Annotated in this window: 20 protein-coding genes; 8 read left to right on the forward strand and 12 right to left on the reverse strand. The window is 56.5% G+C overall.

The genetic code is table 11. The features are described from left to right. The first annotated feature begins 167 nt into the window (after positions 1-167). Positions 168-2,123 carry a sigma 54-interacting transcriptional regulator gene (locus tag PW844_RS26165; RefSeq protein WP_299458086.1) on the forward strand — a complete coding sequence of 652 codons (1,956 nt, stop codon included), beginning with the start codon at positions 168-170 and terminating at the stop codon, positions 2,121-2,123. A 24-nt stretch (positions 2,124-2,147) separates the two neighbouring features. Here PW844_RS26165 and PW844_RS26170 read toward each other — a convergent pair whose 3' ends face one another. The 3 genes from PW844_RS26170 to PW844_RS26180 are packed head-to-tail and all read right to left on the reverse strand — an operon-like array spanning position 2,148 to position 5,432. Next, entirely contained in the window at positions 2,148-2,828 is a 681-nt protein-coding gene (locus PW844_RS26170; RefSeq protein ID WP_299458088.1) for an SDR family NAD(P)-dependent oxidoreductase, read from the reverse strand. After that, complete coding sequence (locus PW844_RS26175) at positions 2,825-4,009, reverse strand: exo-alpha-sialidase (RefSeq protein ID WP_299458090.1); 1,185 nt, start codon at positions 4,007-4,009, stop codon at positions 2,825-2,827. The genes PW844_RS26170 and PW844_RS26175 overlap by 4 nt, the downstream gene beginning before the upstream one ends. 1 nt (position 4,010) lies before the next feature. After that, positions 4,011-5,432, reverse strand: a complete 1,422-nt coding sequence (locus tag PW844_RS26180; RefSeq protein ID WP_299458092.1) for a sodium:solute symporter family protein — start codon at positions 5,430-5,432, stop codon at positions 4,011-4,013. A 670-nt stretch (positions 5,433-6,102) separates the two neighbouring features. On the opposite strand from PW844_RS26180, the gene PW844_RS26185 reads away from it, so the two are divergent. After that, positions 6,103-7,602, forward strand: a complete 1,500-nt coding sequence (locus tag PW844_RS26185; RefSeq protein WP_299458095.1) for a sugar porter family MFS transporter — start codon at positions 6,103-6,105, stop codon at positions 7,600-7,602. Positions 7,603-7,606: 4 nt separating this feature from the next. On the opposite strand, the gene PW844_RS26190 is transcribed toward PW844_RS26185, so the two are convergent. Continuing rightward, complete coding sequence (locus tag PW844_RS26190) at positions 7,607-8,512, reverse strand: LysR family transcriptional regulator (RefSeq protein WP_299458098.1); 906 nt, start codon at positions 8,510-8,512, stop codon at positions 7,607-7,609. 86 nt (positions 8,513-8,598) lie between these two features. Here PW844_RS26190 and PW844_RS26195 point away from each other — a divergent pair, with 86 nt between their 5' ends. Continuing rightward, positions 8,599-9,669, forward strand: coding sequence for a tartrate dehydrogenase (locus PW844_RS26195; RefSeq protein ID WP_299458100.1), 1,071 nt, complete (start codon positions 8,599-8,601; stop codon positions 9,667-9,669). Between the two features lie 27 nt (positions 9,670-9,696). On the opposite strand, the gene PW844_RS26200 is transcribed toward PW844_RS26195, so the two are convergent. From PW844_RS26200 to PW844_RS26220, 5 genes are all read right to left on the reverse strand, one after another. Continuing rightward, entirely contained in the window at positions 9,697-11,028 is a 1,332-nt protein-coding gene (locus PW844_RS26200; protein ID WP_299458102.1) for a glycoside hydrolase family 28 protein, read from the reverse strand. Between the two features lie 9 nt (positions 11,029-11,037). Beyond that, entirely contained in the window at positions 11,038-11,853 is an 816-nt protein-coding gene (locus tag PW844_RS26205) for a carbohydrate ABC transporter permease (RefSeq protein ID WP_299458104.1), read from the reverse strand. After that, positions 11,853-12,725, reverse strand: coding sequence for a carbohydrate ABC transporter permease (locus tag PW844_RS26210; protein ID WP_299458106.1), 873 nt, complete (start codon positions 12,723-12,725; stop codon positions 11,853-11,855). Before PW844_RS26210 ends, PW844_RS26205 begins: the two co-directional genes overlap by 1 nt. A 56-nt stretch (positions 12,726-12,781) precedes the next feature. Further along, the gene (locus PW844_RS26215; protein ID WP_299458108.1) at positions 12,782-14,122 is read right to left on the reverse strand and encodes an extracellular solute-binding protein; all 1,341 of its coding nucleotides are present in this window, start codon (positions 14,120-14,122) and stop codon (positions 12,782-12,784) included. A gap of 102 nt (positions 14,123-14,224) precedes the next feature. Continuing rightward, a complete protein-coding gene (locus tag PW844_RS26220) occupies positions 14,225-14,380 on the reverse strand; it encodes a hypothetical protein (RefSeq protein WP_299458110.1) in 156 nt (51 codons plus the stop codon). A gap of 270 nt (positions 14,381-14,650) precedes the next feature. On the opposite strand from PW844_RS26220, the gene PW844_RS26225 reads away from it, so the two are divergent. Beyond that, entirely contained in the window at positions 14,651-15,250 is a 600-nt protein-coding gene (locus tag PW844_RS26225; RefSeq protein WP_299458112.1) for a GNAT family N-acetyltransferase, read from the forward strand. Positions 15,251-15,262: 12 nt separating this feature from the next. After that, on the forward strand, positions 15,263-16,354 hold the full coding sequence (locus tag PW844_RS26230) for an ABC transporter ATP-binding protein (protein WP_299458114.1): 1,092 nt from the start codon (positions 15,263-15,265) through the stop codon (positions 16,352-16,354). Positions 16,355-17,005: 651 nt separating this feature from the next. Here the strand turns inward: PW844_RS26230 and PW844_RS26235 are convergent. Both PW844_RS26235 and PW844_RS26240 read right to left on the reverse strand, forming a co-directional pair. Beyond that, a complete protein-coding gene (locus PW844_RS26235) occupies positions 17,006-18,127 on the reverse strand; it encodes an ROK family transcriptional regulator (RefSeq protein WP_299458116.1) in 1,122 nt (373 codons plus the stop codon). A gap of 28 nt (positions 18,128-18,155) precedes the next feature. Further along, positions 18,156-19,034: a BadF/BadG/BcrA/BcrD ATPase family protein gene (locus PW844_RS26240; protein WP_299458118.1), complete on the reverse strand. Its 879-nt coding sequence runs from the start codon at positions 19,032-19,034 to the stop codon at positions 18,156-18,158. A gap of 269 nt (positions 19,035-19,303) precedes the next feature. Here PW844_RS26240 and PW844_RS26245 point away from each other — a divergent pair, with 269 nt between their 5' ends. Next, a complete protein-coding gene (locus tag PW844_RS26245; protein ID WP_299458121.1) occupies positions 19,304-20,464 on the forward strand; it encodes a Gfo/Idh/MocA family oxidoreductase in 1,161 nt (386 codons plus the stop codon). A gap of 72 nt (positions 20,465-20,536) precedes the next feature. Here the strand turns inward: PW844_RS26245 and PW844_RS26250 are convergent, their stop codons facing one another. Continuing rightward, entirely contained in the window at positions 20,537-21,808 is a 1,272-nt protein-coding gene (locus PW844_RS26250) for an MFS transporter (protein ID WP_299458124.1), read from the reverse strand. A 420-nt stretch (positions 21,809-22,228) separates the two neighbouring features. On the opposite strand from PW844_RS26250, the gene PW844_RS26255 reads away from it, so the two are divergent. Together PW844_RS26255 and PW844_RS26260 are read left to right on the forward strand one after the other, a co-directional pair. Further along, positions 22,229-22,828 carry a hypothetical protein gene (locus PW844_RS26255; RefSeq protein WP_299458127.1) on the forward strand — a complete coding sequence of 200 codons (600 nt, stop codon included), beginning with the start codon at positions 22,229-22,231 and terminating at the stop codon, positions 22,826-22,828. 283 nt (positions 22,829-23,111) lie between these two features. Next, positions 23,112-25,502 carry a glucose/quinate/shikimate family membrane-bound PQQ-dependent dehydrogenase gene (locus PW844_RS26260; RefSeq protein ID WP_299458130.1) on the forward strand — a complete coding sequence of 797 codons (2,391 nt, stop codon included), beginning with the start codon at positions 23,112-23,114 and terminating at the stop codon, positions 25,500-25,502. The last annotated feature ends 52 nt before the right edge of the window (positions 25,503-25,554 follow it).

Genomic DNA, 25,554 nt, shown 5'->3' on the forward strand with positions numbered 1-25,554 from the left:
ACGCGGGATGCGGCAGATAACGGGGTTATTGCAAAGCCGATGCCAGGTAAAAATCGCCGGAATTTGTGAGACGCCACACAGATACAGTTCACAAACTGGCCACAAAATTTACATGTCAACTTCACATGTAAATAAAATGGACATTCCATCCATCGCCGGAGTGCGTCATGCGATCTCTCAGTGAGCGGTTGCCGTTTAAAGATGAAAGCGACCCGATCTTCAGCCTGCCAGGCGGCGCGGAGGTTGCCGAGTGGGATAATTTGCTGTGGCAGGGCTGGCATAGTTTTCAACGCGGTGAACAGCCGGGCTGGATGCGGCGTAGCATTTTGCAGTCGTGGCAACGATCGCAGCAGCGTGGCACCGATCCCAGCGATTTTACCTATATCTCCCCACCCGCCGATGAACTGGCCGCGATCCTCGAACACAACGCCGGGTTGATCCTGGTGGCGCGCAGCATTATGGAGAATCTGCTCGCCTACAACCCGGATGGGCATATCAACCTGACCGATGCCCAGGGAGTGACGCTACATTACTGTGGCGCGGATATGACGCCAGTCGGCAGTATCCTGCGCGAAGAAGTGCTTGGCACCAACTGCACCGCACGCTGCCTGATTGAGCAGCGGCTGGTGTATGTGCTGAGCGGTGAGAACTGGAAATTCGATCTGCGCAAACGTCATCGCCAGTGCGCCGCCGCCCCGGTACGTGATGCCAGCGGCCAGCTGATCGGTGTACTGACGCTCACCGCCACCCCCGATAACTTCAATGCGCACACGCTAGGCACCGTGCAGGCGGCGGCTGAAGCGGTAGGCCAGCAACTGATGCTGCGTCGTCTGCTGGCGGAGCAGCAATCGATCCTTGAAACCCTCAATGAAGGGGTGATCGTCTGTGATCGCCACGGCCGGATCAAAACCCTGAATCGTTACGCGCGCCAGATCTTCAGCGGGCTGGATCCCGATGCCGGACCGATCGATGTGTTGTTGCAGCCACAGGGGGGATCGCTACTGACCATGCCGTTCTGCAACGACCGCGAGCTGCAATTTATGCCGGACGGCGTGCAGCCAATCCCCTGCCTGATTTCGCTGATGCCCGCCCCCGACGGCGGACGCGTGCTTTCGCTGCGCGAGAACCAGCGTATCCGTGCCATTACCCGTCGGGTGATGGGCGTCAGCGCCAGCTACACCTTTGAGATGATTCGCGGCCATGCGCCACGGGTACAGCAGGCGATTCAGAAAGCGCGTGCCAGCAGCCGCACCGATAGCACCGTGCTGCTGACCGGCGAAAGTGGCACCGGTAAGGAGTTGTTTGCCCAGGCGATCCATAACGCCAGCCCGCGTCAGCAGGAAGCCTTTATCGCGCTGAACTGCGGCGCACTGCCGCGCGATTTGGTGCAGAGCGAGCTGTTTGGTTATGTCGATGGCGCGTTCACCGGCTCACGTCGCGGAGGATCGCCAGGCAAATTCGAGCTGGCCGATGGCGGTACGTTGTTTCTTGATGAGATTGGTGAGATGCCGCTGGAAGCACAGACCAGCCTGCTGCGCGTGTTGCAGGAGAGCGAGGTGGTGCGCATCGGCGCGGCTAATCCGCTGAAGGTCAATGTACGCATCATCGCCGCCACCCATTGCAACCTGCTGGATGCCGTGGAGAAAGGGGCGTTCAGACGCGATCTTTACTATCGGCTGAATGTGGTGTCACTGGCAATCCCACCGCTGCGTGAACGCCAGGAAGATATCCCCGGCCTGGTGAATACTTTTATTCTGGCGCTCTGTGCCCGGCTGAAACGCATCGCGCCGCAGGTCTCACCGGAGGCGATGCGTTGTTTGCAGGCATGGCACTGGCCGGGCAACGTACGCGAGCTGGAGAATCTGGTGGAACGCATGGTGAACCTGTGCGAAGGGCTGGAGATTGGCAGGCAGGATCTGCCAGATGAGATGGTGCACAGCCATCAACCGCCGATCGCGTTGCCCTCGTTGCAGGAAAATGAACGCCAGCATGTGTTGCAGGTGGTAGCGGAGCAGAAAGGCAACCTGCGCCAGTCGGCGCAGCTGCTGGGGATTTCGCGTACCGCGTTATATAACAAGCTTAATCAGTGGCAGGTGGATGTGGCGGCAATGCGGCGGGGGTGAAACCCTGCGCAATAAATTGCGCCGCTACGCCAACGACGCACCACCGCATATCACCAGCTCCTGCCCGGTGATGGCATCTGCGGCAGGCGACAGCACAAACGATGCCAGCGCCGCTACCTCCTCCGGTTTGATATAACGCCCGATAGGCGGCAGTTTTGGTGGCGAACTGGCGCGCCCTGGTTGCAGCAGCATCGGCGTTTCCGTGGCTCCTGGCGCTATCACATTTACCGTGATCCCTTTCGGTGCCAGCTCGGCAGCCCAGCTACGCGCCATCCCCACCATCGCCGCCTTAGTGCTGACATACTGGCTGCGACCCGCCGCGCCACGCGAGGTGCGGCTGCCAATCAGCAAAATACGGTCGCCCTGCTGCATCTGCGGTTGCAGCGCATTAGCCATAATCTGCGCGGCCTGCACATGCAGATACCACAAGCGGTGGCTGGCTTCCTCATCCAGATCGCCGAGCGGCGCGGCCGCCATCATCCCGGCAGCATGAACCAGCGCATCCACTTTCGGCAGCACGCCCAGCGCCTGTTTCAGTAACGCCGCATCAAACAGATCCACGCTGACCGGGGTAAAACGCGGATGATCTTTTTTCACCCGCGTGCGGCTGAAGCCCGTCACCTGCCAGCCCTGCTGCAACAGCTCATCGGCAATCGCCGCACCGATACCGGAACTGACACCTGTCACCAGCGCATGTCGGCTCATGAGATCACCCAGGATTCATCAACGCGCACATACTTTATCGCCTGACGGAAATACGTATAGGCAATGTGCAGCGCGCCATCCTCCCCCTGTTTAATGCTGGGATAGGAGAATTCACGATTCAGCTTCTGCTGCGAATTGTTGGTCATGCAGTAACCGTCACCTTCGTCGAGATTACGTTGCCAGGGCCAGCTGTGGCCGCCATCGGCAGAGATCGCCAGCGTCATCGGCGCGCGTGGTGCCCCCCAGAACGCGGTACGTCCACTCTGCACCACCGGCTCCGCCGCAACCGCCACATCGCCCTCGTCTTCATCTTCGATCTCGTCATACAGCGACACACGACGCTCGCTGGCATCGCGGGCGCTCATGGCGTTAAACACCAGCGCCAGATGGCCGTTATGCAACGTCGTCACCTGAATCGATGAGTTGTTGTTGGGCAAGGTGGTCGCCTGTGGTGCGCTCCAGCTTTCGCCACCGTCATGGGAACGGCTTTGGTAGATAAAATCTGCCCAACGACTGCGATACAGCGCCAGCAGGCTGCCATCGTGTAACAACGTGATATTCATATGCACGCAGCCGAGGCTGTCTGGTACCGCCACATCACGCCATCTTTTGCCTTTGTCGCTGGAGATTTTCACCGCGCTGACATCGTCGTTACCGACCCATTTCACCCCCGGCTGGGTGCGACAATAGAACACCGGCAGCAGCCAGTTGCCATTTGGCAGCACCACCAGCGGCTGGCGGATAAAGGTGCCGGGTTGATCAAGCAGCGTGCCGATGGCGCTCCAGCTGCGGCCAAAATCACGCGACTGGCGATAACGCACAATTGCGGTGTCCTGGTTACCGGATTTCTGCGCGGTCCACAGCAGCCACAGCACTTGATCCGGATCGAGAAACAGCACCGGGTTTTGTTCCGATCGCGTCGGATCGTCCGATAACTTTTGCGCATCACTCCATTGCTCGCGGCCTTTTTCCAGCCGCGAGCACCAGATCGAGATATCGGCGATCCCTTCCTGGGTGCCACCAAACCAGACGCACAGCAGGTCACCATTCGGCAAAGGCAGCAAATTGGCGGCATGGTTTTGCGGACAGACCGAAGGCAGCATCGCGGTGAGCTGCTGCGCGTCCTGCGCGTGAGGATGAAGGTTACCGTTGCGTTCAACGGCCTCGGTTAAATCGGTCATATCAGGCTCCACTGTTTTGCATGGTTTGTTTCGGGGCTTTTTTATCCTGCGCCTGGCGCGACGGAATCAGTCGGTCAATCACCATCACAACCGCCGGTGTCACCAGCGCCACATACATATTGTTGATACCAAAAGGATCGCCCAGCAAATACCACACCGACGTTACCACACAGGCGGCGATCAGCCCGGCATTGGCACCGCGCGTGCTTTTAAAGAACGGCAGGTAGAAGGCGATGATCGCCACCACCGAAATCGACAGGCGGATAGCGCGGGTAAAGAACGACAACTTCAGCACTTCAGGCACGAACAGCACGAAAATCAACGGCAGGAAGCCAATCACCAGCGACAGCCAGCGCGTCATGCGGAATTCCCGCTCCGGCGTGGGATTGCGGTACGGCACATAAAAATCCTTCACCACCAGCGAGGCAATGGCGAGCGCCACGGTGCTGACGCTGACAAAAATCGACGCTACCAGCGAGGTCGTCACAATCCCCGCCAGCCACGGGCTCATATCCTGTAAAAACACCGGCAGCGCATACAGGCTTTTGATATCAGGATGGAGGAATTTCGCCGCCACGCCAATCAGCGCGATGGCGATAGCAATCGGCATACAGAAGAAGAAGGCGACCCAGGTGGCGCGTTTTGCCGAAGCGGCGCTTTTGGTTGAAGCAATCGCCTGAATCACGAACTGAGTACAGAAGATCGAACCGATAGTGCCAATCAGCCAGGCAAAAATGGTGCTGCCGCCGACGTTGCCATCCCAGGTCCAGTAGAAATGCGGCATCTGCCTGATCATCGGACTCACGCCACCGGTCATATGCAGCGCCACACCGAGAATAATCATAATCCCGATATATTTCAGTCCGCTATGCAGCAGCGTCACCCAGGCGATCCCTTTCATTCCGCCGAACATAAAATAGAAGGTACTGACGATGGCGGTGATAAAGGCTGCCGTGGTGAGGTTGAGGTTCAGCACCGTGGAGATGGCCGCTGCACCGCTGACATAGTTACCGACGTTCACCAGCAGCAGCGCATAGATCATGATCAGCGAAATGATGTTTTTGGTTGAGTTACCGTAACGCTCGGCAATCGCGCCAGAAATGGTGATTTTCCCGGTGTTATAGATACGTTTGACCAGCAAAATACCAAATAACGGAAAGCCAATGGCCGCACCAATCACTGACCAGGACGCCGCAAAACCATCTTCAAATGCCGCCTGCGCAGTGCCAATGGTGGATTTGGCCCCGATATATTCTGACATCAGCATCACCCCGACAATAAACGCCGGCATGACGCGCGATCCCGCCATAAAGTCGCCGGTATTTTTACTGCGCAAACGCCAGGTCAGCCAGGTGGTAAACAGGATATAAGCAATCACTATCCCGACAATAATCACCATCCCTTCTGTAGAGAATTGTTTCATTTCAGCCTCATCGATAACGTAGGGTCGTGGCACGCGCTGGGCTTCACGCGCGCCGTTATTAAGGGTGGCGTCTGTTATTTTGACGGGTGTCTGGGCACCGGGTATCGCCACCAGGGTAAAAATGATTTAAATCGCTCAACCAGGAGCAAAATCACGCACTGACAGGGCTACTTTATAGGTGATGGTCGGATAAATTTGTTTGATCATGCTCACAAACACTCAATGTTGATTACAAATGATCAAAACATCATTTCATAGCATGACCATCGCACCTGCGCGGAAAAAGAAGAGGTTTTAATATTTATGCACAGTACACCGGTGTACGCAGTGATATTTTCTGGTGAGAGCATGGATAGTAAAATATTATCTCGTCCGAATCGGATTGATTAAATTTTATTTAATTCAATATTTCATAGTTGAGAAGGGAAATTCAGAACATAATAAATTTTATAAAATAAAAGTCATTTACATCAATTAATTATGTGACTTTATTTTTATAGAATTCGTAGAACAACAGCTATAATTCGCCATCCATCCACAGTAAAATGTGACACAAATCACAAACAATGCTATATCTTTATCTCATCAGAATAATATCAATGAGCGAACGCCGATTATTTCGGTCGCACTGTACCCCTGCATAAAAATAAACTCACCTGCAAGGAATACTATGCCTTCATCAGAAAATAAAACCTGGCGATATTCGCCCGAAACCCCGTCTGCTCAGGCTGACAATGAAAAGTTATCCGCAAGCGCAACCGAAGAAAACAGCCGCTTTCTCAGCGCAGATGCCTTTTTATTGACAGCGACCGCCATCGCCGCCATTGCTGGCTTTCTCTATGGCTACGACACCGGCATTATCTCCGGTGCACTGTTGCAGATTACCCATGATTTCCACCTTTCCTCGCATGCTCAGGAGCTGGTGACCAGCGCGATCCTCGTCGGCGCGGTGGTGGGTGCCCTCAGCTGTGGACGTCTCTCCAGTCAGCTGGGCCGTCGCTACACGGTGATGATTGTGGCAGCGATTTTTGCGGTCGGCGTAATCGGTTCAGGCCTGTCACCCAATGCCGTCTGGCTCGGCGTCGCACGCCTGGTTCTGGGCTTTGCCGTCGGTGGTGCCTCGCAAATCGTCCCGGTGTATATCGCCGAGCTGGCTCCCCCGGACCGCCGTGGCCGCCTGGTGACATTCTTTAATATCTCGATTGGCGTCGGCATTGTTACCGCCGCGCTGGTCGGCACCTTTATGCAGGATATCTGGAGCTGGCGTACCATGTTCGCCGTCGCCGCCATTCCTGCGGTGATCCTGCTGCTGGGGATGCTGCCACTGCCGGAAAGCCCGCGCTGGCTGGTCGGCCAGAAACGCCTGAAAGAGGCACATCTGGCGCTGGATGCCGTGCGCGACACGGAAAAACAGGTACGTCAGGAGATTCGCGATATCCAGCGTGTGCACGCCAAAGTAGAACGCAAGGCGGTCGCCAGCTGGGGCGATCTGAAACAACCCTGGCTGCGCCCGGCGCTGTTGGTCGGGCTGGGGATCGCCGCCTTTACGCAGCTTTCCGGCATTGAAATGATGATTTACTACACGCCAACCTTTCTCACCAACGCCGGATTCAGCCGTGATGCGGCACTCTACTCGGCGTTGGGCGTGGCGGTGATTTATCTGACGCTGACCATCATCGGCAAGCTGCTGGTCGATCATGTTGGACGCCGTGCCTTAACCCTGTGGATGATGCCAGGTGCCATCGTCAGCCTGCTGCTGTTGGGCACGGTATTCCGTCTCGATGCACAGGGCGGTGGGCACAGTTTGTTGATCGTGCTCTGCCTGTTTGGTTTTATGGTGTTTAATTCCGGCGGTATCCAGGTGATTGGCTGGCTGATGGGGTCGGAGCTGTACCCGCTGGGTATCCGTGAGAAAGCCACCAGTCTGCACGCCGGGATGCTGTGGGGTTCCAACCTGCTGCTGACCGCCACGGCTTTATCGATGGTCAATCTTCTCGGCATTGGCGGTGCCATGTGGTTCTACGCACTGCTGAATCTGCTCGGCTTTGTGTTTGTCTTTTTCCTGATGCCGGAAACCAAAGGCCGCTCGCTGGAGGAAATTGAAACCTCGCTGAAAGCCGGGGAGTTTTACCCACTCCAGCAGCGCCGCCAGCAGACGGCGGAGGAGTAAACTGTTACAGCGCCTGCTGCAAAAACTCGACAAAGGCGCTGATGCGCGCTGGAAGCTGGCGCTGCGGTTGCCAGACGGCAAAGATATCGCCGTCTGGTGCCGTCCAGGCTGGCAGCACATGCAGCAGCTCGCCATTGTGAATGCTGTGCTGCGCGTCCCACCACGACCGTAACAGAATGCCATGCCCATCCTGCGCCAGCTGCATCGCTACCTCGCCGTCATTGGTAATCAACGTCCCCCGGACCTTTTGCGTTAACTGCTGCTCGCCATTACTCAGCCGCCACAGGGCAAAATCGCTTTCATACTGCCGCAGCAAAATGCAGTTGTGCTGCGCCAGCGCCGCGACGCTCTCCGGCAGGCCACAACGTTCGGCATAGGCTGGTGCGCAACACAGTACACGCGGATTGGTACGCAGCTTGCGTGCCATCAGCCGTGCATCCGGCGGCTCACCGACGCGAATATCAATATCGATATGTGCATCAAGGAAACTGAGCGGCTGGCTGCTCAGTTGCAGGCTGAGTGATAGCTCCGGGTGCAACGCAGCAAAACGCGACACCAGCGGCGCGACATGACGACGGCCAAAACCAAACGAGGCATTGATATTCAGCGTGCCGCGCAGCATGGCGGTCTGGCTGCTGACCGACTCCTCCAGCTCCGCCAGCTGATCCAGCAGCGGGCGTGCCCCTTCCAGGTAACGTTTGCCCTCAGGCGTCAGCTCCAGCCGACGCGTAGTACGACGCAGCAGCTGCACGCCAAGACGCAATTCCAGCTGACTCAGCCGTTTACTTACCGCCGGTAACGATAGCCCCAGCTCGCGTGCTGCCGCCGTCAGGCTACCGAGGGTGGCGATACGCACGAAAAAGGCCAGACCGTCGGTGGAGGTGCGGGATTCTCTACTTTTATTCAACATTGGCTTGCTGTTCAGGCTAATTATTTCCCCATGATGCAAAGTTATACTGCGGGCAGAACATCAACAGCAACCTGCGAGAGAACCCTATGAGCGGCAAAACATTTAAAATCGCCGTCATCCCTGGCGATGGCATTGGTAAAGAAGTGATGCCAGAAGGCATCCGCGTGATGGATGCGGCAGCGAAAAAATTCAATATCCCACTGGAGTGGCAATGGTTTGACTATGCCAGCGCCGAATACTGGCAGCAGCACGGCAAAATGCTACCGGATGACTGGTTCGCTTCCCTGCAAACCTTTGATGCGATCTACTTCGGTGCCGTAGGCTGGCCGGATGTGGTGCCGGATCATGTGTCACTGTGGGGATCGTTGTTGCAGTTCCGTCGTGAGTTCGACCAATACGTCAATCTGCGTCCGGTACGCCTGATGCCGGGTGTCAAAGCACCGCTGGCGAATCGTCAGCCGGGTGATATCGATTTCTACGTGGTGCGAGAAAACACCGAAGGGGAGTACTCCAGCGTGGGTGGCACCATGTTCCCCGGCACCGAGCGTGAAGTGGTGATTCAGGAAACGGTGATGACGCGTACCGGCGTCGATCGCATCCTGAAATTTGCCTACGAACTGGCACAGAAGCGCCCGAAAAAACACCTGACCTCGGCCACCAAATCCAACGGTATCGCCATTACCATGCCGTACTGGGATAGTCGGGTAGAAGCCATGTCCACCCACTACCCGGAGGTAAAGGTCGATAAATATCATATCGATATTCTCACCGCCAACTTCGTGCTGCACCCGGACTGGTTTGATGTGGTGGTCGCCAGCAACCTGTTTGGCGATATCCTGTCGGATCTCGGCCCGGCCTGTACCGGCACCATTGGTATTGCGCCATCGGCCAATATCAACCCGGAAGGCAAATTCCCCAGCCTGTTCGAACCGGTACACGGCTCCGCGCCGGATATCGCAGGTCTGGGAATCGCGAACCCGATCGGTCAGATCTGGTGTGGTGCGATGATGCTGGAGCACCTCGGCTTTGCCGAAGCGGGCGCGGCGGTGCTGGATGCCATCGAACGCACGTTGGCGGCGGGTAACAGCCTGACGCGCGACCTCGGCGGCAAAGCCTCAACTGAGGAGCTGGGGGCGGCCATCGCGGCGGCGTTGTAATAAAAAACCGCGCGATAAATCGCGCTGCTACGGCAGAATCTGCACCGTTGCCGTATGCCAGCCCGCTGGCAACGGCTGCGGACGCACAATGGTGACATTGTGCAGTTGCAGGTTCTCCACGCCGCGCGCAAACACGCCCGGCAGCCCATCCGGGTAGGCCGCCACACCATAGGCCAACCCGGTGAGGCTATCCATTTTATAGGCGTTATCCAGCCCCATTCCGGTGGGTGATGCGGGATTACAGGGCGGGCGCACATCGTAGTGCCCCTGCTCCGCCGTGGTCGCCACCACCTGCCGTATCTGCACATTGCTGAGCATCACCTCACGGATCTGCCCCGCTGCCTCGGTATGCAGGTTAATCGCCCCTTCCATCACCCCACTGACGTTAGTAAATTGCAGCTGTTCGATATGGCCCGGTGCAATCGACGGATCGCGCGCGCGAACCGAAACAAACAACGCATCGGCTTTGCCCCAGTGGCACGGCGGCGCATGGTGACAGGCCAGCGTCAGGTTGCTGAAATGCAGACGACGGAAACAGCCACCGTCGCGCGACAGCAGGCCAATCGCCCGGTTGGAATCGAAAATGGTACAGCCGGTGACAGTAACATCTTCCACGTCATCAAAGGTTTCGGTACCGATTTTGAAGGCGCAGCTGTACGAGCGCAGCAGACAGTTGCTGATCATAATCTGCCGCGCCGCGCGCCTGAGAGGAGCCGGTTTGTCGGTGGTTTTAATACAAATCGCGTCATCCGCCGCGCTCAGGTAACTGTTGCTGACAAACACCGCTTCGCAGCTGTCGATATCCAGCGCGTCGGTATTCGGCATGGTCATGGAATTATCGATGGTCAGATGATCAATATGGACATGGCGGCAACTCACCAGATGCACGGTCCACATCGGTGCCTGTACGATACTGAATTCCTGTAACGTGATCTGCTGGCAATCTTCAAACACGATGATGCGTGGGCGAAACGGGCGCGGCAGGCGATAGCCCTGATCATCCTTTTCAGCGGCAAACCAGGCTTCGCCATCCCCGTCAATAACCCCTTTGCCGCTCAGGGTGATATTGCGCTGGCCCACCGCGTACAGCAGCACATGCTGCGACAGCTCAGCCTGGCTCTGCGCCAGGCAACGCTGATAATCCTCAACCCGCTGGCTTGCCAGCAACGTGGCCCCCGCCGCCAGATGCAGATGGAGATTCGAACCCAGCGTGACGGTGCCCAGCCGGTAACGGCCTGCTGGTATCGTGAGCGTACCGCCCCCCTGCTGCGCCAGCTGATCCAGCGCGCGCTGAAAGCAGGCGGTATCGAGGGTTTCCCCGTCGGCGGCGGGATGAAAATCGGCCAGAGAGAGATGCATGCGGTTCTCCTATTTCACTGCGCCTTCGGTCACACCACTGATAAATTTGCGCTGGAACACCAGGAACACCGCCACCAGCGGCAAAATGACGATCATCGCCCCCGCCATCAGCACCGGGATATCAATGGTGTTTTTGTTCTGGAAAAACATCATGCCGATGGGCAGGGTACGCAACTCATCTTTGTTCACCAGAATCAGTGGGATGAGAAATTCGTTCCAGGTCCAGATAAACAATAGCAGCGCCAGCGTTGATAACGTGGGCCAGATGGCGGGCACCAGAATGCCCCACAGAATTTTACGTCGTGATGCGCCATCCATCACCGAGGCTTCCACCAGCTCGCGCGGCACCTGTTGCAGTGCGGTGGCAATCATCAGCGTGGTGAACGGCAATGACAGCGCAATCTGCGGCAGAATCAGCGCCAGGTAGGTGTTGGTCAGCCCCATCCAGCGCAGCTCGTGATACAGCGGGATAATAAAGGCTTCACTCGGCAACACCATGCCAAGGGCGAGCATCGCCGCCACCAGTTTTTTACCGGGGATCTTCAGCCAGGCAAAACCAAAACCGGCCAGAACCCCAAGCAGAATGCTGCAAATCACCACCGGGAACACCACCAGCACCGAGTTCATAAAATAAACGTTAAAATGGCCCTGCTGCCAGGCGGTGGCGTAGTTTTTGAAGTTGAGCGACGAAGGTAAGGTAAAGACGCCCTGGAACAGCTCCATCTGGGTTTTGAATGAGGTCATCAACGCCATCAGAAACGGCATAATGGTCATCAGCGCCACAATCCAGATAAGCGCACGAGAAACGACTGGCGTGCCACGCATCAATGACGCTCCCGAATTGCAAAGTGGATTAACGCGTTGATCATCAACACAATCATCATACTGAACACCGCTACCGCCGACGCATAGCCGAAGTAGTGCAGGTCAAAGCCTTGCTTATACATAAAGATATTGGTCACCATGGTGGAGGTGCCCGGCCCCCCCTGTGTCATCACGTAGACCAGATCAAAGGCTTTCAGGCTGGCGATCACCGTCAGCAACAGCGCAATTCGCAGCTCCGGGCGCAGCGATGGTAGCGTGATGCGCATAAATTTTTGCCGCCGCGAGGAGCCATCCAGATCGGCCGCTTCCAGCAGCGACGGGTCCATGCGCTGCAATCCCGCCATAAACAACACCAGACAAAAACCAAAGAAGTACCAGGTGGCGACAAAGCCCACGGCAGGTAGCGCCCAGGTAAAGTCACCCAGCCATGACAGCGCCAGCTGCGGCAGACCGATGGCGCGCAGGAACTGGTCAATCGGGCCGAATGCCGGGTTGTACAGCCAGCGCCACACCACCCCAAGCACCGCCATCGGCATGATGTAAGGCAGAAAGAAAAAGATACGCAGCAGGCTGCGTTCTTTGTTGTTACGCGTTTCGTACAGGAAGCTGCACAGCAGCAAGCCAACACCAATCGGCAACAAGGTGTAGAACAACATCAGTAATGCGTTGTTGCCCAGTGCCACCCAGAACACCGGGTCACTGAACATACGCATATAGTTGCTGATGCCGGTAAAAATCGGCATCGAGATGCCATCCCACTCGGTAAAACTGATGCCCAGCGACGCCAGCAGCGGCAGCAACAGAAAGACCGCGTACACCAGCACCGCGGGCAGGAGATAGAGCGCATTGCGCCAGGCAGATTTGTTCAGCATAACCTTACTCGCTTGCGGACCTGTCAGCAGCCCGGCACGATGCCGGGCCGGATTTATCAGTGCTTCAGGGTTTTCAGGTAACGTTGATAGTTGTTGTCGAAGTTAGTGACCATCTGGTCGGCAGTTTGCCGTCCGGCCAGCAGCAGCTGTACGTTCTGATTCAGCTCGGCGTTCATGGTCGGTGTCGCCCAGTCCACGTAATGACCGAGGCCATCATGCTGGTTCAGCGTCACCCATACCTGGTAGGCCTCGGCCAGCAGCGGATTATCGGCCGGGATCTGCGCATTTTTGCTGGCGCTGGCCGGCAGGAAGCCCACTTTCAGCCAGCGGTTCGCCATCTCATCCGACACGATATAGTCGATGAACTTCGCGGCGGCATCCTGCTGTTCTTTAGTTTTCGCCGTGCTGGTGATGGAGAACGCCAGGTCAGTCCCGCCCACCATCAGCGCATGCTGCACGCCCGCCCCCATCGGCATCGCGGCAAAGTGGATATCTTTGTTGTCTTTGAACTGCCCCAGATACCAGGTGCCGCTCACCAGGAAGGCGGCCTGACCGTTCTGGAACAAGGTCGCAGCATCGTCATGACCAATCCCCTGGAAGCCGGGGAAGAAATAGCCTTTGTCGTTCCAGCTTTTCATCATGTTGGCGGCTTTTACCAGCTTGTCATCTTTAAAGGTGCCGCCCACGTCGTAAATCAGGTCATCGAGTTTTTTACGGTCGCTGCTTTCAATCTGCGCTTCCCAAATGGTGCTGAGCAATTGCTGTCCCATGTTGCCGTCCAGCAGCCCCAGCATCATGGGTGCGGTGCCCTGCGCTTTCAGTTTTTCCATCGCCTGTTCCAGCTCGGCGAGGGTTTTTGGCACCGCGATACCAGCTTTATCCAGCAGCGCTTTGTTGTAATACAGGCCAACCATTTCACCGAGGCTGGCAACGCCATACAATTTGCCGCTGCCAAAGTCCTGATTATCGGACCAGCGGTTACGTTTCAGGATCGAATCCGGGAAACGCGTGGTCCAGCCATAAGTTTTGGCGTAATCATCCAGCGGCCACAGCAGCTTGTCTTTCACCAGCGAACCCATATCGCCACCACCCTGATTCACCTGGGCAATCTGCGGGCCATCACCGGCTGTCAGCGCCAGTTTGAGCGGGATGCGGGTATCTTCGAAGGAGTGCACAGAACGCTGGATGACAATGCCGGGATTCTGTTGCTGGAACACTTTAATCGCTTCATCCACCGCTGCGGTCTGCTGTGGATAGTTATAAATATCCCACTCATTCAGGGTCACCGCCTGGGCCGAGGTCATCGCTGCGCCGAGCAGCACCCCAGCGGAAACCAGACGAGACAGGGTACGCAGAGGGCGATGGAAGTACTGCGAACGTACGGTTGAATCACACATAATGCTCGGTTTCTCCAACAGATGACTGGCATCCCTTCATCTCGACACCCGCAGCTCCCGCAGGCTGATTCAGCAGAAATAACGCACTTATCCATACTTACTTTATGAACAAAAGAAAGTCAAACCTGTGCCGTGCGGAATTTTTGCTCTGTGATGCAGTGCAAAAAGTGAGAAGAAAGGCGCGGTGATCAGCAGAGAATGCTGCTTAATCAGCCACCAGGCCGCTGCAAACAGCCCACCTAAAGCCATGCCCAGCATAAATCACTCACGATTTTAAAGCGCATTAACTTACTGATAGAGCATATGAAAATCGTATAGCTATGGATGATACTGACGAAGAAAACGTGAAAAAGCCTGCGGATTAAGGGCTTGCCAGCGCATCACTACAGCCTTGCCGCGCTGGCGGTCATGCGCTGCGGTTATGTTTCGCCTGCGCTTTGTGGGATGACGCAATTATTACACCTTGAAAACTAAGTACGCTTTCATTACCGTAAAAACTGTTCATCTCCTGACCACAGAGGCTCCACCATGACGGCTGAAGGTGTTATTCGTCACGCCACCGAGGCGGATTTTCCCGCGCTCTCGCGTATTTGTTTAGAAACCGCCAATGCAGGGAAAGACGCGACCGCGCTTTATTCCGACCCCGCCCTGCCGGGCCTGCGCTTTGTGATTCCCTACGCCCGTTTCGTACCTGATTTCGCGCTGGTACTGGAACAACAGGGAGAGGTCGTCGGCTATGCAGTCTCGGTACCGGATACCCGCGCCTTCGAAGCCGTGCTGAATCAGCAGTGGTGGCCGCTGTTGCAGGCGCAATATCGCGACTACCCGGCCAGCGCCCCGCTCGACAGCAAAGTGCTGGATGCCATCCTCCAGCCGGATGCCGCCGCCGATCAACTGGTGAGCCAGTGGCCCGCGCATCTGCACATTAATCTACTGCCGCCCGCTCAACAGGGTGGTTGGGGGCGCAAACTGATTGAGCACCTGCTGACCCTGCTGCACCAGGCCGGTGTGCCTGGCGTGCATCTCGGCGTTAGCCTGCAAAACGAGCAGGTTTGCGGTTTTTATCAGCGCCTTGGCTTCACGCCCATCGTGCGCAGCAACGCCATTTATCTGGGCCAGTTACTTTAAGCGAGACACAGCATGACCAGCCTGCATCTGCAAAGCGTTAAGAAGTCCTACGAGCAAGTGAACGTGATCCACGGTATCGATCTCACCATTAACAGTGGTGAATTTGTGGTGTTTGTTGGCCCTTCGGGTTGCGGAAAATCGACGCTGTTACGCATGATTGCCGGGCTGGAGGAGATCAGTGATGGCAAGCTGCTGATTGAGGGTGCGGATATGACCCAGCAGCCTGCCACCGAGCGCGGTATCGCCATGGTGTTTCAGTCCTACGCGCTTTACCCGAATATGACGGTACGTGGCAACCTCGCTTATCCGCTGGAGGTGATGAAGCGGCCGAAAGCCGAGATTGAACAGGCGATTGCGCAGACTGCGGCGCGTCTGCACCTTACCGAGTTGCTCGATCGCCTGCCGCGTGCCTTGTCGGGCGGACAGCGGCAGCGTGTGGCGATTGGCCGCGCCATTATTCGCCATCCACGTATTTTCCTGTTCGATGAACCCCTGTCGAACCTGGATGCTGAGCTGCGTTTGCAGATGCGTATCGAAATTGCCCGGCTGCACACCTCGCTGGGCAACACCATGATTTACGTCACCCATGACCAGCTGGAAGCGATGACGCTGGCCGACCGGATCGTGGTGCTGCGTCAGGGGCGTATTGAACAGGTCGGTGCGCCGCTGGAGTTGTATCGCGACCCGGATAACCTGTTTGTCGCCGGGTTTATTGGTTCGCCGAAGATGAATTTCTTACCCGCAGAGGTAGCGGCGTTAGCTCCCGGCCAGGTGCAGCTGCGCGTGCCGTCGCTGGGTATTCACTCATTAACGCTGGACATGGCGGCCACCTGTCACGAGGGGCAAAAGGTGACGCTGGGCGTACGCCCTGAGCATTTCCAGCTCGCCACGGCTGCCAACGCGCCGCTGAGCTTTAGCGCCCCGCTGTCGTTCAGCGAGATGCTGGGGCATACCAATTATCTTTATCTGGATGTGGGCCAGGAGCGGCTGCTGGTGATTGAGGAGCGGAATGTGGCAAGCCACGAGATCGGTGAGCCGATGCGTTACCAATTGGATGCGGGGAGTTGTTTGTTGTTTGATCAGGAAGGGATGCGGATGCGGTAAGGTTCTGTCCGCTGGCAGCGGTTTGGCTCCGCAGGGGGTCCGCCCGCCAGGCTTGAGGCAGTTTCAGCACCGCCTGTGCAGGCGGACGGGCAAAGGTCCGAAGGCGCGGACCTTTGCAATCCGCGCCCTGCGGCGTCCTCGCGCAGCGCTTCGCGCTGTTCCCTCGCTTATCACTCAGGCCTGACGGACCGCGCGGATTCGCCTTCCATGGCTCATACCGCCCTCTCGCCGCATCCATGCGGCTCGTCCTGGCCTTCACTCTGCACTCGGCGCTGCGAATGCCGCCCACACCCCCGTTTGCAAGCCCGAAGAAAAAACAAACCGCAAAAGAAAAAACACAGGAAAGCATTGATGTGGCAGCGGCGGATGGGCGCCATCCGGACTCGCTGAGCGCGGGAACGATTCCAGGATGAGCCGCATGGATGCGGCGAAAGGCGGCGTTGAGCAGGAGCGAATCGACGCCGGTCCGTCGGAAGCGTGAGTAAGCGAAGGGACCGCGAAGCGGCGAGGCAGGCGGCGCAGGCGGCGCAAGGCCGGGGAATGCAAAGGGGACGGCCAGGTCCCCTTTGCTCGGTCGCCGCACCGGCGAACTGAAACTACCTCAGCCCGAGGCGAACGAAATCCCCTCGGAAGCAAACGAAACCACGCGACTTAAGACGCAATCTCTTCATCGGCCTGCGCCGCCAGCAAATCCAGCAACTTATTCACCGCAAACCCCGCCGCGCCCTGCGCCCACATCCGATTCGACTCGGTAATAAACTGCAACGGCGTCATATGCGGTGTCAGCTTCAGACGATAGTTCTGGAAACTCTGGGTGATATTATCCAGCAGAATGCGTGACGCCATTTGCGGCTCCATCGCCAGATAAACCACATCCGGATCATAGGCAATCGACAGGTTCGCCAGCGACATGCCCAGCTGATGCCCGGCTTCCGCCAGCGCGCTTAACACCTCCGGTGTGGGACGCAAATCCAGATCGCGCAACGTCGGCGGTGCATCCTGTTTCAGCGTCTCCGCCACCCGGTGCAGAATCGCCTGCGATGAGGCGACATCTTCCAGCAGGCGCTCAGAGCCATCACCCAGCAGGGCATTACCAATCTCCCCCGCTTTGCCATGACGTCCGCGATAAAGCTGACGATCCAGCAAAATACCCGCGCCAATCCCTTTGCCGAAGGTGGCGATAATCGCCGATTGTGCATGACCGAGCTGACCAAACACCAGCGCCGCCATCGCCAGCGCGTTAGCGTCGTTTTCGATAAATACCGGTAACGAAAAACGCTCTTCCAGCAGGCGGGCGATGGGCACGTTATCCCAGTCCAGCACGCGTGAGCGCACGCAATAGCCATTGCTGGCATCCACCAGACCGGATAGCGCCAGACCAATAGCACCGACTTTCTTGCCTTCTACGCCGCGCAGAAACTTCGCCAGCGCGTCACCCAGCTGTTTCGGGCTCATCGCACCGGAAGGCATTTGCTGCTCGCCGATGATATTTCCACCGAGGTCGGTCAGAACAATCAGGTTGCGTTCCGCATTGAGCTGGATGCCAACCACACTGGCGTGATCAGGATTGAGGCCGAGCAGAGTTTTGGGACGCCCCATCGAGACCCGGCGTAGCCCCAGCTCCTGCACGATGCCGCCAGTCAGCAGGCGATTAGTGGCCTGCGAAACCGTTGACATGCTCAGGCCGCTGCGCACTTTGAGATCGGACTGGCTTATTGGCGCGTTTTCGACAATCAGCCGCAGAATGCGGGCGGTTACGTTCGGAGCGGTCATGGTTCTCTTTATCAGCAGAATGAAAAGGTTACGCGAGTTGACCCAGGCTGAACTGACTGGCGAGCCGGAGTGCGCCAGTCAGCGCATCGCCCTGTGGCGGCACCAGCAGTGCGGCGATATCCGCCGGGAGCCAGGGCTGAATCGGCGTGGCTAAGCCGCCCATCAACGCCAGCTTACCGTGGCTGCGCGCCAGCAGTGGCTGGACCATTTGCGCGATATCCGCCGCGGTTTGTTCAATTAAGGCAGTGCCATGCTCATCCCCCGCCTGTGCGGCGGCGAACACGTCCGGCACAATCCGGCCCCAGTCGGCGGGTGTCGCCTGACGTGACCAGATTAGCATCTGTTCCGGGCTGTCGTGGTAATGCGCCATGATACGCTGCGTCAGCGCCGAGGACGGAACAATGCCTTCATGGGCCAGCAGCGCCAGCCGCAATGCCCGCTGACCGAGCACCGCACCAGAACCGGCATCGGAGAGTGCAAAGCCCCAGCCACCCAGCAACGTAAAGCGTTCACCATCCCAGGCGGCACCCTGGCTGCCGGTGCCGGTAATAAACACCGCTCCGGGCGCGCCATGATGCGCACCAGCGCAGGCAATTTCGACATCGGTAAAAACATAGCGCGCCTGGCAAACGGGCTGCCAGCTATCCAGACGGGCTTTGACCGAAGCGACATTCGCTCCCGCCAGCCCCGCCACCAGCACGGTTTGCGCTCGTGCCGCCGCCGGTAATGCCGCCTGAGTGAAGAGATCGTCAATCACCCGATCGATGGCGTCAATCGCCGCTTCAAACTGCGACCAGACGTTGGCTGGCCCGCCGCGCGCTTCCGCCAGCAGTTGCCCCTGAGCGTCGGTGAGGCGTCCGCGACAGTGCGTACCACCCCCATCGATACCTAGCATAAGTGACTGCACGCGCTTCCTCCTGCCCTGCACCGCTCGGAATGACTCTTTATAGATGTGCGAAAGATAGGGTAAAAAAACTTAAATCGCAATAACAAATAAATATGGAAGCCACAACATCAAATAAAAATGATTAAAATCATACGAATAATAGATTATAGGATTTTTACACCCAGGATATTCATTGACATTAGTTTTTCTGCCGTAATAAGTTAGCGGTCAGATTATCAGCAGCCTGATGGGTCGGGCAGCTAACAGGCAACGGGCTTCAGGGGTATAACATGAAAGTGGGCATTATTGGTCTTGGCTTTCGTCTTTCCCATGTGGTGAAAGAGTTCAGCAAAGCCGATACAGAGTTCTCCGTCGTGGGTTATGTCGATCCGGCTCCAGCGGGTTTACCCAATCTCCACACCTTTGGTATCGATCCTGGTCAGGCGTTTGACAGTATCGACGCACTGCTGAATCACGGCGGCTTTGATCTGCTGCTGGTTGGTTCACCGAACTTTATGCATCTCGACCATATTCGTCAGGGGCTGGCCGCGGGTTATACCGTATTCACCGAGAAGCCAGTGGTGATCAATGAAGAACAGACCATGGCGATGGCGCAGCTGGTACAGCAGTATGGCCACGAGCGCATTCTGGTCGGTCTGGTACTGCGTTATTCACCGCTGTATCACGACCTGCTGGCAGCGCGCGATGATAAACGCCTTGGCGAGATCACCTCAATCGAAGCAACCGAACATATCAAGCCGTACCACGGTGCTTTCTTCCAGCGCGACTGGCGTCGTCTGGAGAAATACGCCGGTCCGTACATGCTGGAAAAATGCTGCCACGATATCGATCTCTATCAGGGATTGATGGGCGAACGCCCGGTGCGCGTCGCCAGCTTTGGTGGCCGTAAATCCTTTACGCCGCAGCACGCGCCACAGGGTGCCATCACGCCCGCTTCCGAGTTGTATCACGTCAAACCGAGCGGCTGGTCAAGCACCGACGCGGTGTTTGATAGCGATGCCGATATCGTCGATTACCAGACGGCCATCATTGAATACGCCGGTGGCGCCACTCTGGCCTTCCACGCCAACCTCAACGTGCCGGATGAGTTCCGCCGCTTCTGCGTGATGGGAACGGACGGCATGGCGGAAGGCGACTTTGTGCGCAACTACTTCCGCGTGCATAACGCCCGGACCGGTGAGCGTGAAGTGGACACCACTTACAGCGGCAACGCTTACGATGGCCACTATGGCGCTGATGCGCTGATGGCCGAAGAGATTGTGAAACACATTAAACAGGGAACGCCGCTGAAAGTGACGGTGGTGGACGCACTGGAAGCCGGGCTCACCGCGATTAAAATCGACGAAGCGCGAAAATCGAAAACCGTGGTGGATATGACAGAAAGCTGGAAACAATTTGACGCCAACCTGGGGAAAACAGCGGCCGTTTAAACGGCCACCGCTCGCGATCCCTGCCCCCCCTGATCGCGAGCTTTGTCATGGCAGTGCAGACTGGCAATACCCTTAACCGGCCTGTTGGCCGGTTTTTGTTGGCGGCACAGCTGCGGGTTCGTTCTCCAGTTTCTGCCGCTTACGCAGATGCGGGAACAGCGTCATCCAGAGAGCCACCACCACCAGCGTACCGATGCCGCCCAGCGCCGCAGCGGGCACCGCACCGAGCCACGCCGCCAGCATCCCGGACTCAAACTCGCCCAGCTGATTAGATGTATTAATAAAGATGGCGTTGACCGCGTTGACGCGTCCGCGCATATCATCCGGTGTATCCAGCTGCACCAGCGAGCCACGAATCACCATGCTGACCATATCAAAGGCACCTAACGCCGCCAGCGCCAGCAACGACAACCACAGCTGACGGGAGAGCGCAAAAATCAGCGTTGCCACACCAAAACCTGCCACCGCGCCAAACATGATCATCCCGACATGCTTTTCCAGCTTGTGACGGCTGAGCCATACCCCAACCAGCAATGCCCCCACCGACGGCGCGCCGCGCAACATGCCCAGCCCCCAGGGACCGGTATGCAGAATATCTTTGGCAAAAATCGGCAGCAATGCCGTCGCACCGCCGAGCAGCACCGCGAATAAATCGAGTGAAATCACTCCGAGTACATCTTTGCGTTCGCGGATGAAATGGACACCGGCAAACAGGTTGGTGAGGTTCATCGGCAGGCGCGTCTGTGGCGGGCGCTCATAACGGATACGGCTGACCAGCAGCAGCGAGAATAAATAGAACAAGGCGGCTACGCCGTACACCACATCCGGCCCGGCGACATACAGCAACCCACCCAGCGTGGGTCCAATGATCACCGCCGCCTGACCACCCACCGCATTCGCTGCTGTCGCACGCGCCAGAATTTCTGGCGGCACCAGCGCCGGTAACATCGATGACAACGCGGGCCATTCCAGGGCCTTTGCCACCGCAATTAAAAACACCAGGCTCCAGATGGCGGTTTTATCCGCCCAGTGGAATAGCGTCAGCGCCACCAGCGCCAGCAACGATCCCCACTCCACCAGCTGACCAAACAACACAATCCGGCGACGATCAAACTGATCTGCCAGATGCCCGGCAGGCAGTGCCAGCAGCACCGAGGGCAGAAACTGCATCAGACCAATCATCCCCAACGCCATCGCGCTGTTGGTCAGCGAGTAGATCTGCCAGCTGACGGCAACCGAGAACATCTGAAAACCAAACGAAGAACAGGTCCGTGCCAGCCAGAAGGCGACAAACGACCTGTGTCGCAGCAGCGAGTCATCCGCAGTTGTTGCCAGTAAACCCATATTTATCCCATCCTGAATTCTGTTGCCGCCAGGCCGTCATGGACCTGACCTGATGAAAAACCGCAATACGGTTTTCCTTATCTTTTTTTTCAGGCCACAGAGTGCGGGATTTTACCGTGCCAGGCAACGGCAAGCCGTGCGCTTTAAAAACAGTCGCTTATAGGGGAAAAGTCTAAAGGTAGAGTTCTGAATATTAGCAGGCTTATTTTTTTATGTTGAAAATAGCGCGACTTCCAGAACGTTACAATAAAGCGTTAATTACTGCGGTAATACTGCCTAATATCTCTTTAGCAGAAACAGATAAAAAAGATGATCTTTGCAAAGGAAACGTTTTATATTAGCAAACGGATTATGGCAGTAGATCGACCATCATTATAATAACTCTATCCTTCCAGATAATTAATTTATTCATAGAGATAAATGAAAAATAACGCATATAACCCTTATGTTACCGAGCGTATTCGCCGCTTTGATGGCGCGCTGACGGGTATCTGTTATTCAGCACCCTTTATGCATTGTGAGCAAAGTAGCCATACATTACTTAATGAACGCAACATAATTACTTTGCAAAACCATCTGCCGACTATGCCAGAATTAATAATTATCCCTTTACAGGGAAATATGCTTACGCAGTTTTTACAGGAAACGGATAATTATTCCTTTTTGCAATCCGACAATGTCCGGCTGGCCATCAACTATGATGCGTTACAACAGGCCGGGCCTGAGTTGCAGTCACGAGCGTCGGATTTCCGCTTCTGGCTCTATGACGTGGCATCGCCCGGTACGCGCTGGCAAAATATTGAGAACTTTCCCTTAAGCGGCATTGTTCTGACTGACGAGTTTTTCAGCGAAAATTATCTCAAGTTCAGCTTTCCATTTATGCTCTCTTCGTTCCGCGAAAGAGAAGCAGAGGTGATATTACGTTCTTCACGTCTGGTTTTGCCTGAAGAAAGCTATACTCGATTGCATATCAGCGGCTGGCAGGAACAGCGAACCAGCAGCAATTTATTCGAAGTGTAAACGGTTACACAAAATATCGCGCTTTCCCCTTATGGCCCGATATCCCCGGGCCTATTCTCAGAATCTCCTCATAAAATGTCGCACTACTACCATTCCAGTGCTTTAAAGCACTAAAAAAGTCAAACCTGTTAACGTTTTTAAGATAAAATTTAACGCACAAGGATCATCTGACTTAACGGAAGAGTTCAGCAGCAAACATTTTCATCACCTCGTACCTTATATGGGGAAACTACGCAACGCGTTGTTTCCTTTTAGATTTATGGCGAAAAAAGAGGTCAATATTATGGGGAAAGCTTCCTCATCTTTTGGCGTAATTCGCTTCCTGACAGTGCTGTTCGCACTGCTGACAGGGGCGTTTATGCTGGTTGGTGGCATTTGGTTAGCCGCCATTGGAGGTTCCTGGTACTACGTAATTGGCGGTGTGGTTATGTTAATCACCGCTATTTTGTTGTGGCGTCGTAGCAGTTCAGCATTGGTGTTGTATGCCCTGCTGCTGCTGGCCACGCTGGTGTGGGGCGTGTGGGAAGTCGGTTTCGACTTCTGGGCGCTGGCACCGCGTACCGACGTACTGGTGATTTTTGGTATCTGGCTGGTGTTGCCGTTTGTCTATCGCAAACTCAACAACGCCAGTAAAGGTGCACTGAGCGCGATGGGTATTGCCCTGATCGCCAGCGCCCTGGTGCTGGCGTGGGCCGTCTTCCACGATCCGCAGGAGCTGAATGGCACCCTGCCGGACGCGGCGGCCAACGCACCTCAGGCACAGCCGCTGAGCAACATCGCCGATGGCGACTGGCCAGCGTATGCGCGTGATCAGCAAGGCACCCGCTTCTCACCGCTTAAGCAAATCGATGCGGATAACGTGAAAAATCTGCAGGTAGCCTGGCAGTTCCAGACTGGCGACCTGAAGACCCCGAACGATCCGGGTGAAATCACTGATGAAGTGACCCCGATTAAAATCCGCGACACACTGTATCTCTGCTCACCGCATCAAATCCTGTTTGCACTGGATGCGAAAACCGGTAAGCAGAAGTGGAAATTCGATCCGGGCCTTAAGCCTAACCCGACTTTCCAGCACGTAACCTGCCGTGGCGTGTCTTACCACGAAGTTCCGGCCGCTGCTGATGCGTCCAACACCCAGCCTGCGCTGTGCTCACGCCGTATTTACCTGCCGGTAAACGACGGTCGTCTGTTCGCGCTGGATGCAGAAACTGGCGAGCGTTGTGCCTCTTTTGGCAACAACGGCGAGCTGGATCTGCAACACAAACAGCCAGTGCTGACGCCGGGCCAATATGAGCCGACTTCACCACCGATCATCACCGATACCACCATCATTATTGCCGGTGCGGTGACGGATAACTACTCCACCCGTGAGCCGTCAGGAGCCATTCGTGGCTTTGACGTCAACACCGGTAAACTGCTGTGGGTCTTCGATCCGGGCGCGAAAGATCCTAACGCGATTCCTGACGATGAACACACCTTTACCATGAACTCGCCGAACTCCTGGGCACCGGCGGTGTACGATCCGAAACTGGATATCGTTTACCTGCCGATGGGCGTGTCAACTCCGGATATCTGGGGTGGCAACCGTACGCCAGACCAGGAGCGCTATGCGAGCAGCGTACTGGCGCTGAACGCCACCACCGGTAAGCTGGTGTGGTCGTATCAGACTGTGCATCACGATCTGTGGGATATGGACCTGCCGTCTCAGCCGACGCTGGCCGATATCACTGACAAAGATGGCAACACCGTACCGGTGATTTATGCTCCGGCGAAAACCGGTAACATCTTTGTACTGGATCGCCGCACCGGTAAACCTGTCGTGCCAGCCCCGGAAACTCCGGTTCCGCAGGGTGCTGCTAAAGGTGACCACGTATCACCGACCCAGCCTTACTCAGAACTGACCTTCCGTCCGAAGCAGAATCTGACTGATAAGGATATGTGGGGCGCGACCATGTACGACCAGCTGGTGTGCCGCGTGATCTTCAAGCGCCTGCGCTATGACGGTCCGTTCACGCCGCCGTCTGAGCAGGGTACGCTGGTGTTCCCGGGTAACCTCGGTATGTTCGAATGGGGTGGCATTGCGGTCGATCCGCATCGTCAGATCGCTATCGCTAACCCGATGGCCCTGCCGTTCGTTTCCAAACTGATTCCGCGCGGTCCGGGCAACCCGATCGAGCCACCGAAAGGTGCGGAAGGCGGTTCGGGTACCGAAAGCGGTGTTCAGCCACAGTACGGCGTGCCGTATGGCGTGGAACTGAACGCGTTCCTGTCACCGTTTGGTCTGCCGTGTAAACAACCGGCATGGGGCTATGTCTCAGCTGTTGACCTGAAAACCAACGAAACCGTGTGGAAAAAACGCATTGGTACGGTTCGCGATAGCGCACCGGTTCCGCTGCCGTTCAAGATGGGTATGCCGATGCTCGGCGGTCCGATCACCACAGCCGGTAACGTGTTCTTCATCGGTGCCACCGCAGATAACTACCTGCGTGCCTTCAGCACCAATACCGGTGAAATGCTGTGGCAGGCACGTCTGCCAGCTGGCGGCCAGGCAACGCCGATGACCTATGAAGTGGATGGCAAGCAGTACGTTGTTATCGCTGCAGGTGGTCACGGTTCGTTTGGTACCAAGCTGGGCGACTATGTTATTGCCTATGCACTGCCGGATGAGAAATAGCTATAAGTAAATCAGGCGGACTTCGGTCCGCCTTTTTTTTCAAAAACCGCGC

Origin of the sequence: Pantoea sp., from assembly GCF_028283705.1 — a bacterium.
Lineage (GTDB): Bacteria > Pseudomonadota > Gammaproteobacteria > Enterobacterales > Enterobacteriaceae > Pantoea.

Bases quoted from the DNA above. Each gene is read 5' to 3' on its own strand.
- PW844_RS26165 (WP_299458086.1), top strand. From the start codon at position 168: ATGCGATCTCTCAGTGAGCGGTTGCCGTTTAAAGATGAAAGCGACCCG.
- PW844_RS26170 (WP_299458088.1), bottom strand. From the start codon at position 2,828: ATGAGCCGACATGCGCTGGTGACAGGTGTCAGTTCCGGTATCGGTGCG.
- PW844_RS26175 (WP_299458090.1), bottom strand. From the start codon at position 4,009: ATGACCGATTTAACCGAGGCCGTTGAACGCAACGGTAACCTTCATCCT.
- PW844_RS26180 (WP_299458092.1), bottom strand. From the start codon at position 5,432: ATGAAACAATTCTCTACAGAAGGGATGGTGATTATTGTCGGGATAGTG.
- PW844_RS26185 (WP_299458095.1), top strand. From the start codon at position 6,103: ATGCCTTCATCAGAAAATAAAACCTGGCGATATTCGCCCGAAACCCCG.
- PW844_RS26190 (WP_299458098.1), bottom strand. From the start codon at position 8,512: ATGTTGAATAAAAGTAGAGAATCCCGCACCTCCACCGACGGTCTGGCC.
- PW844_RS26195 (WP_299458100.1), top strand. From the start codon at position 8,599: ATGAGCGGCAAAACATTTAAAATCGCCGTCATCCCTGGCGATGGCATT.
- PW844_RS26200 (WP_299458102.1), bottom strand. From the start codon at position 11,028: ATGCATCTCTCTCTGGCCGATTTTCATCCCGCCGCCGACGGGGAAACC.
- PW844_RS26205 (WP_299458104.1), bottom strand. From the start codon at position 11,853: ATGCGTGGCACGCCAGTCGTTTCTCGTGCGCTTATCTGGATTGTGGCG.
- PW844_RS26210 (WP_299458106.1), bottom strand. From the start codon at position 12,725: ATGCTGAACAAATCTGCCTGGCGCAATGCGCTCTATCTCCTGCCCGCG.
- PW844_RS26215 (WP_299458108.1), bottom strand. From the start codon at position 14,122: ATGTGTGATTCAACCGTACGTTCGCAGTACTTCCATCGCCCTCTGCGT.
- PW844_RS26220 (WP_299458110.1), bottom strand. From the start codon at position 14,380: ATGCTGGGCATGGCTTTAGGTGGGCTGTTTGCAGCGGCCTGGTGGCTG.
- PW844_RS26225 (WP_299458112.1), top strand. From the start codon at position 14,651: ATGACGGCTGAAGGTGTTATTCGTCACGCCACCGAGGCGGATTTTCCC.
- PW844_RS26230 (WP_299458114.1), top strand. From the start codon at position 15,263: ATGACCAGCCTGCATCTGCAAAGCGTTAAGAAGTCCTACGAGCAAGTG.
- PW844_RS26235 (WP_299458116.1), bottom strand. From the start codon at position 18,127: ATGACCGCTCCGAACGTAACCGCCCGCATTCTGCGGCTGATTGTCGAA.
- PW844_RS26245 (WP_299458121.1), top strand. From the start codon at position 19,304: ATGAAAGTGGGCATTATTGGTCTTGGCTTTCGTCTTTCCCATGTGGTG.
- PW844_RS26250 (WP_299458124.1), bottom strand. From the start codon at position 21,808: ATGGGTTTACTGGCAACAACTGCGGATGACTCGCTGCTGCGACACAGG.
- PW844_RS26255 (WP_299458127.1), top strand. From the start codon at position 22,229: ATGAAAAATAACGCATATAACCCTTATGTTACCGAGCGTATTCGCCGC.
- PW844_RS26260 (WP_299458130.1), top strand. From the start codon at position 23,112: ATGGGGAAAGCTTCCTCATCTTTTGGCGTAATTCGCTTCCTGACAGTG.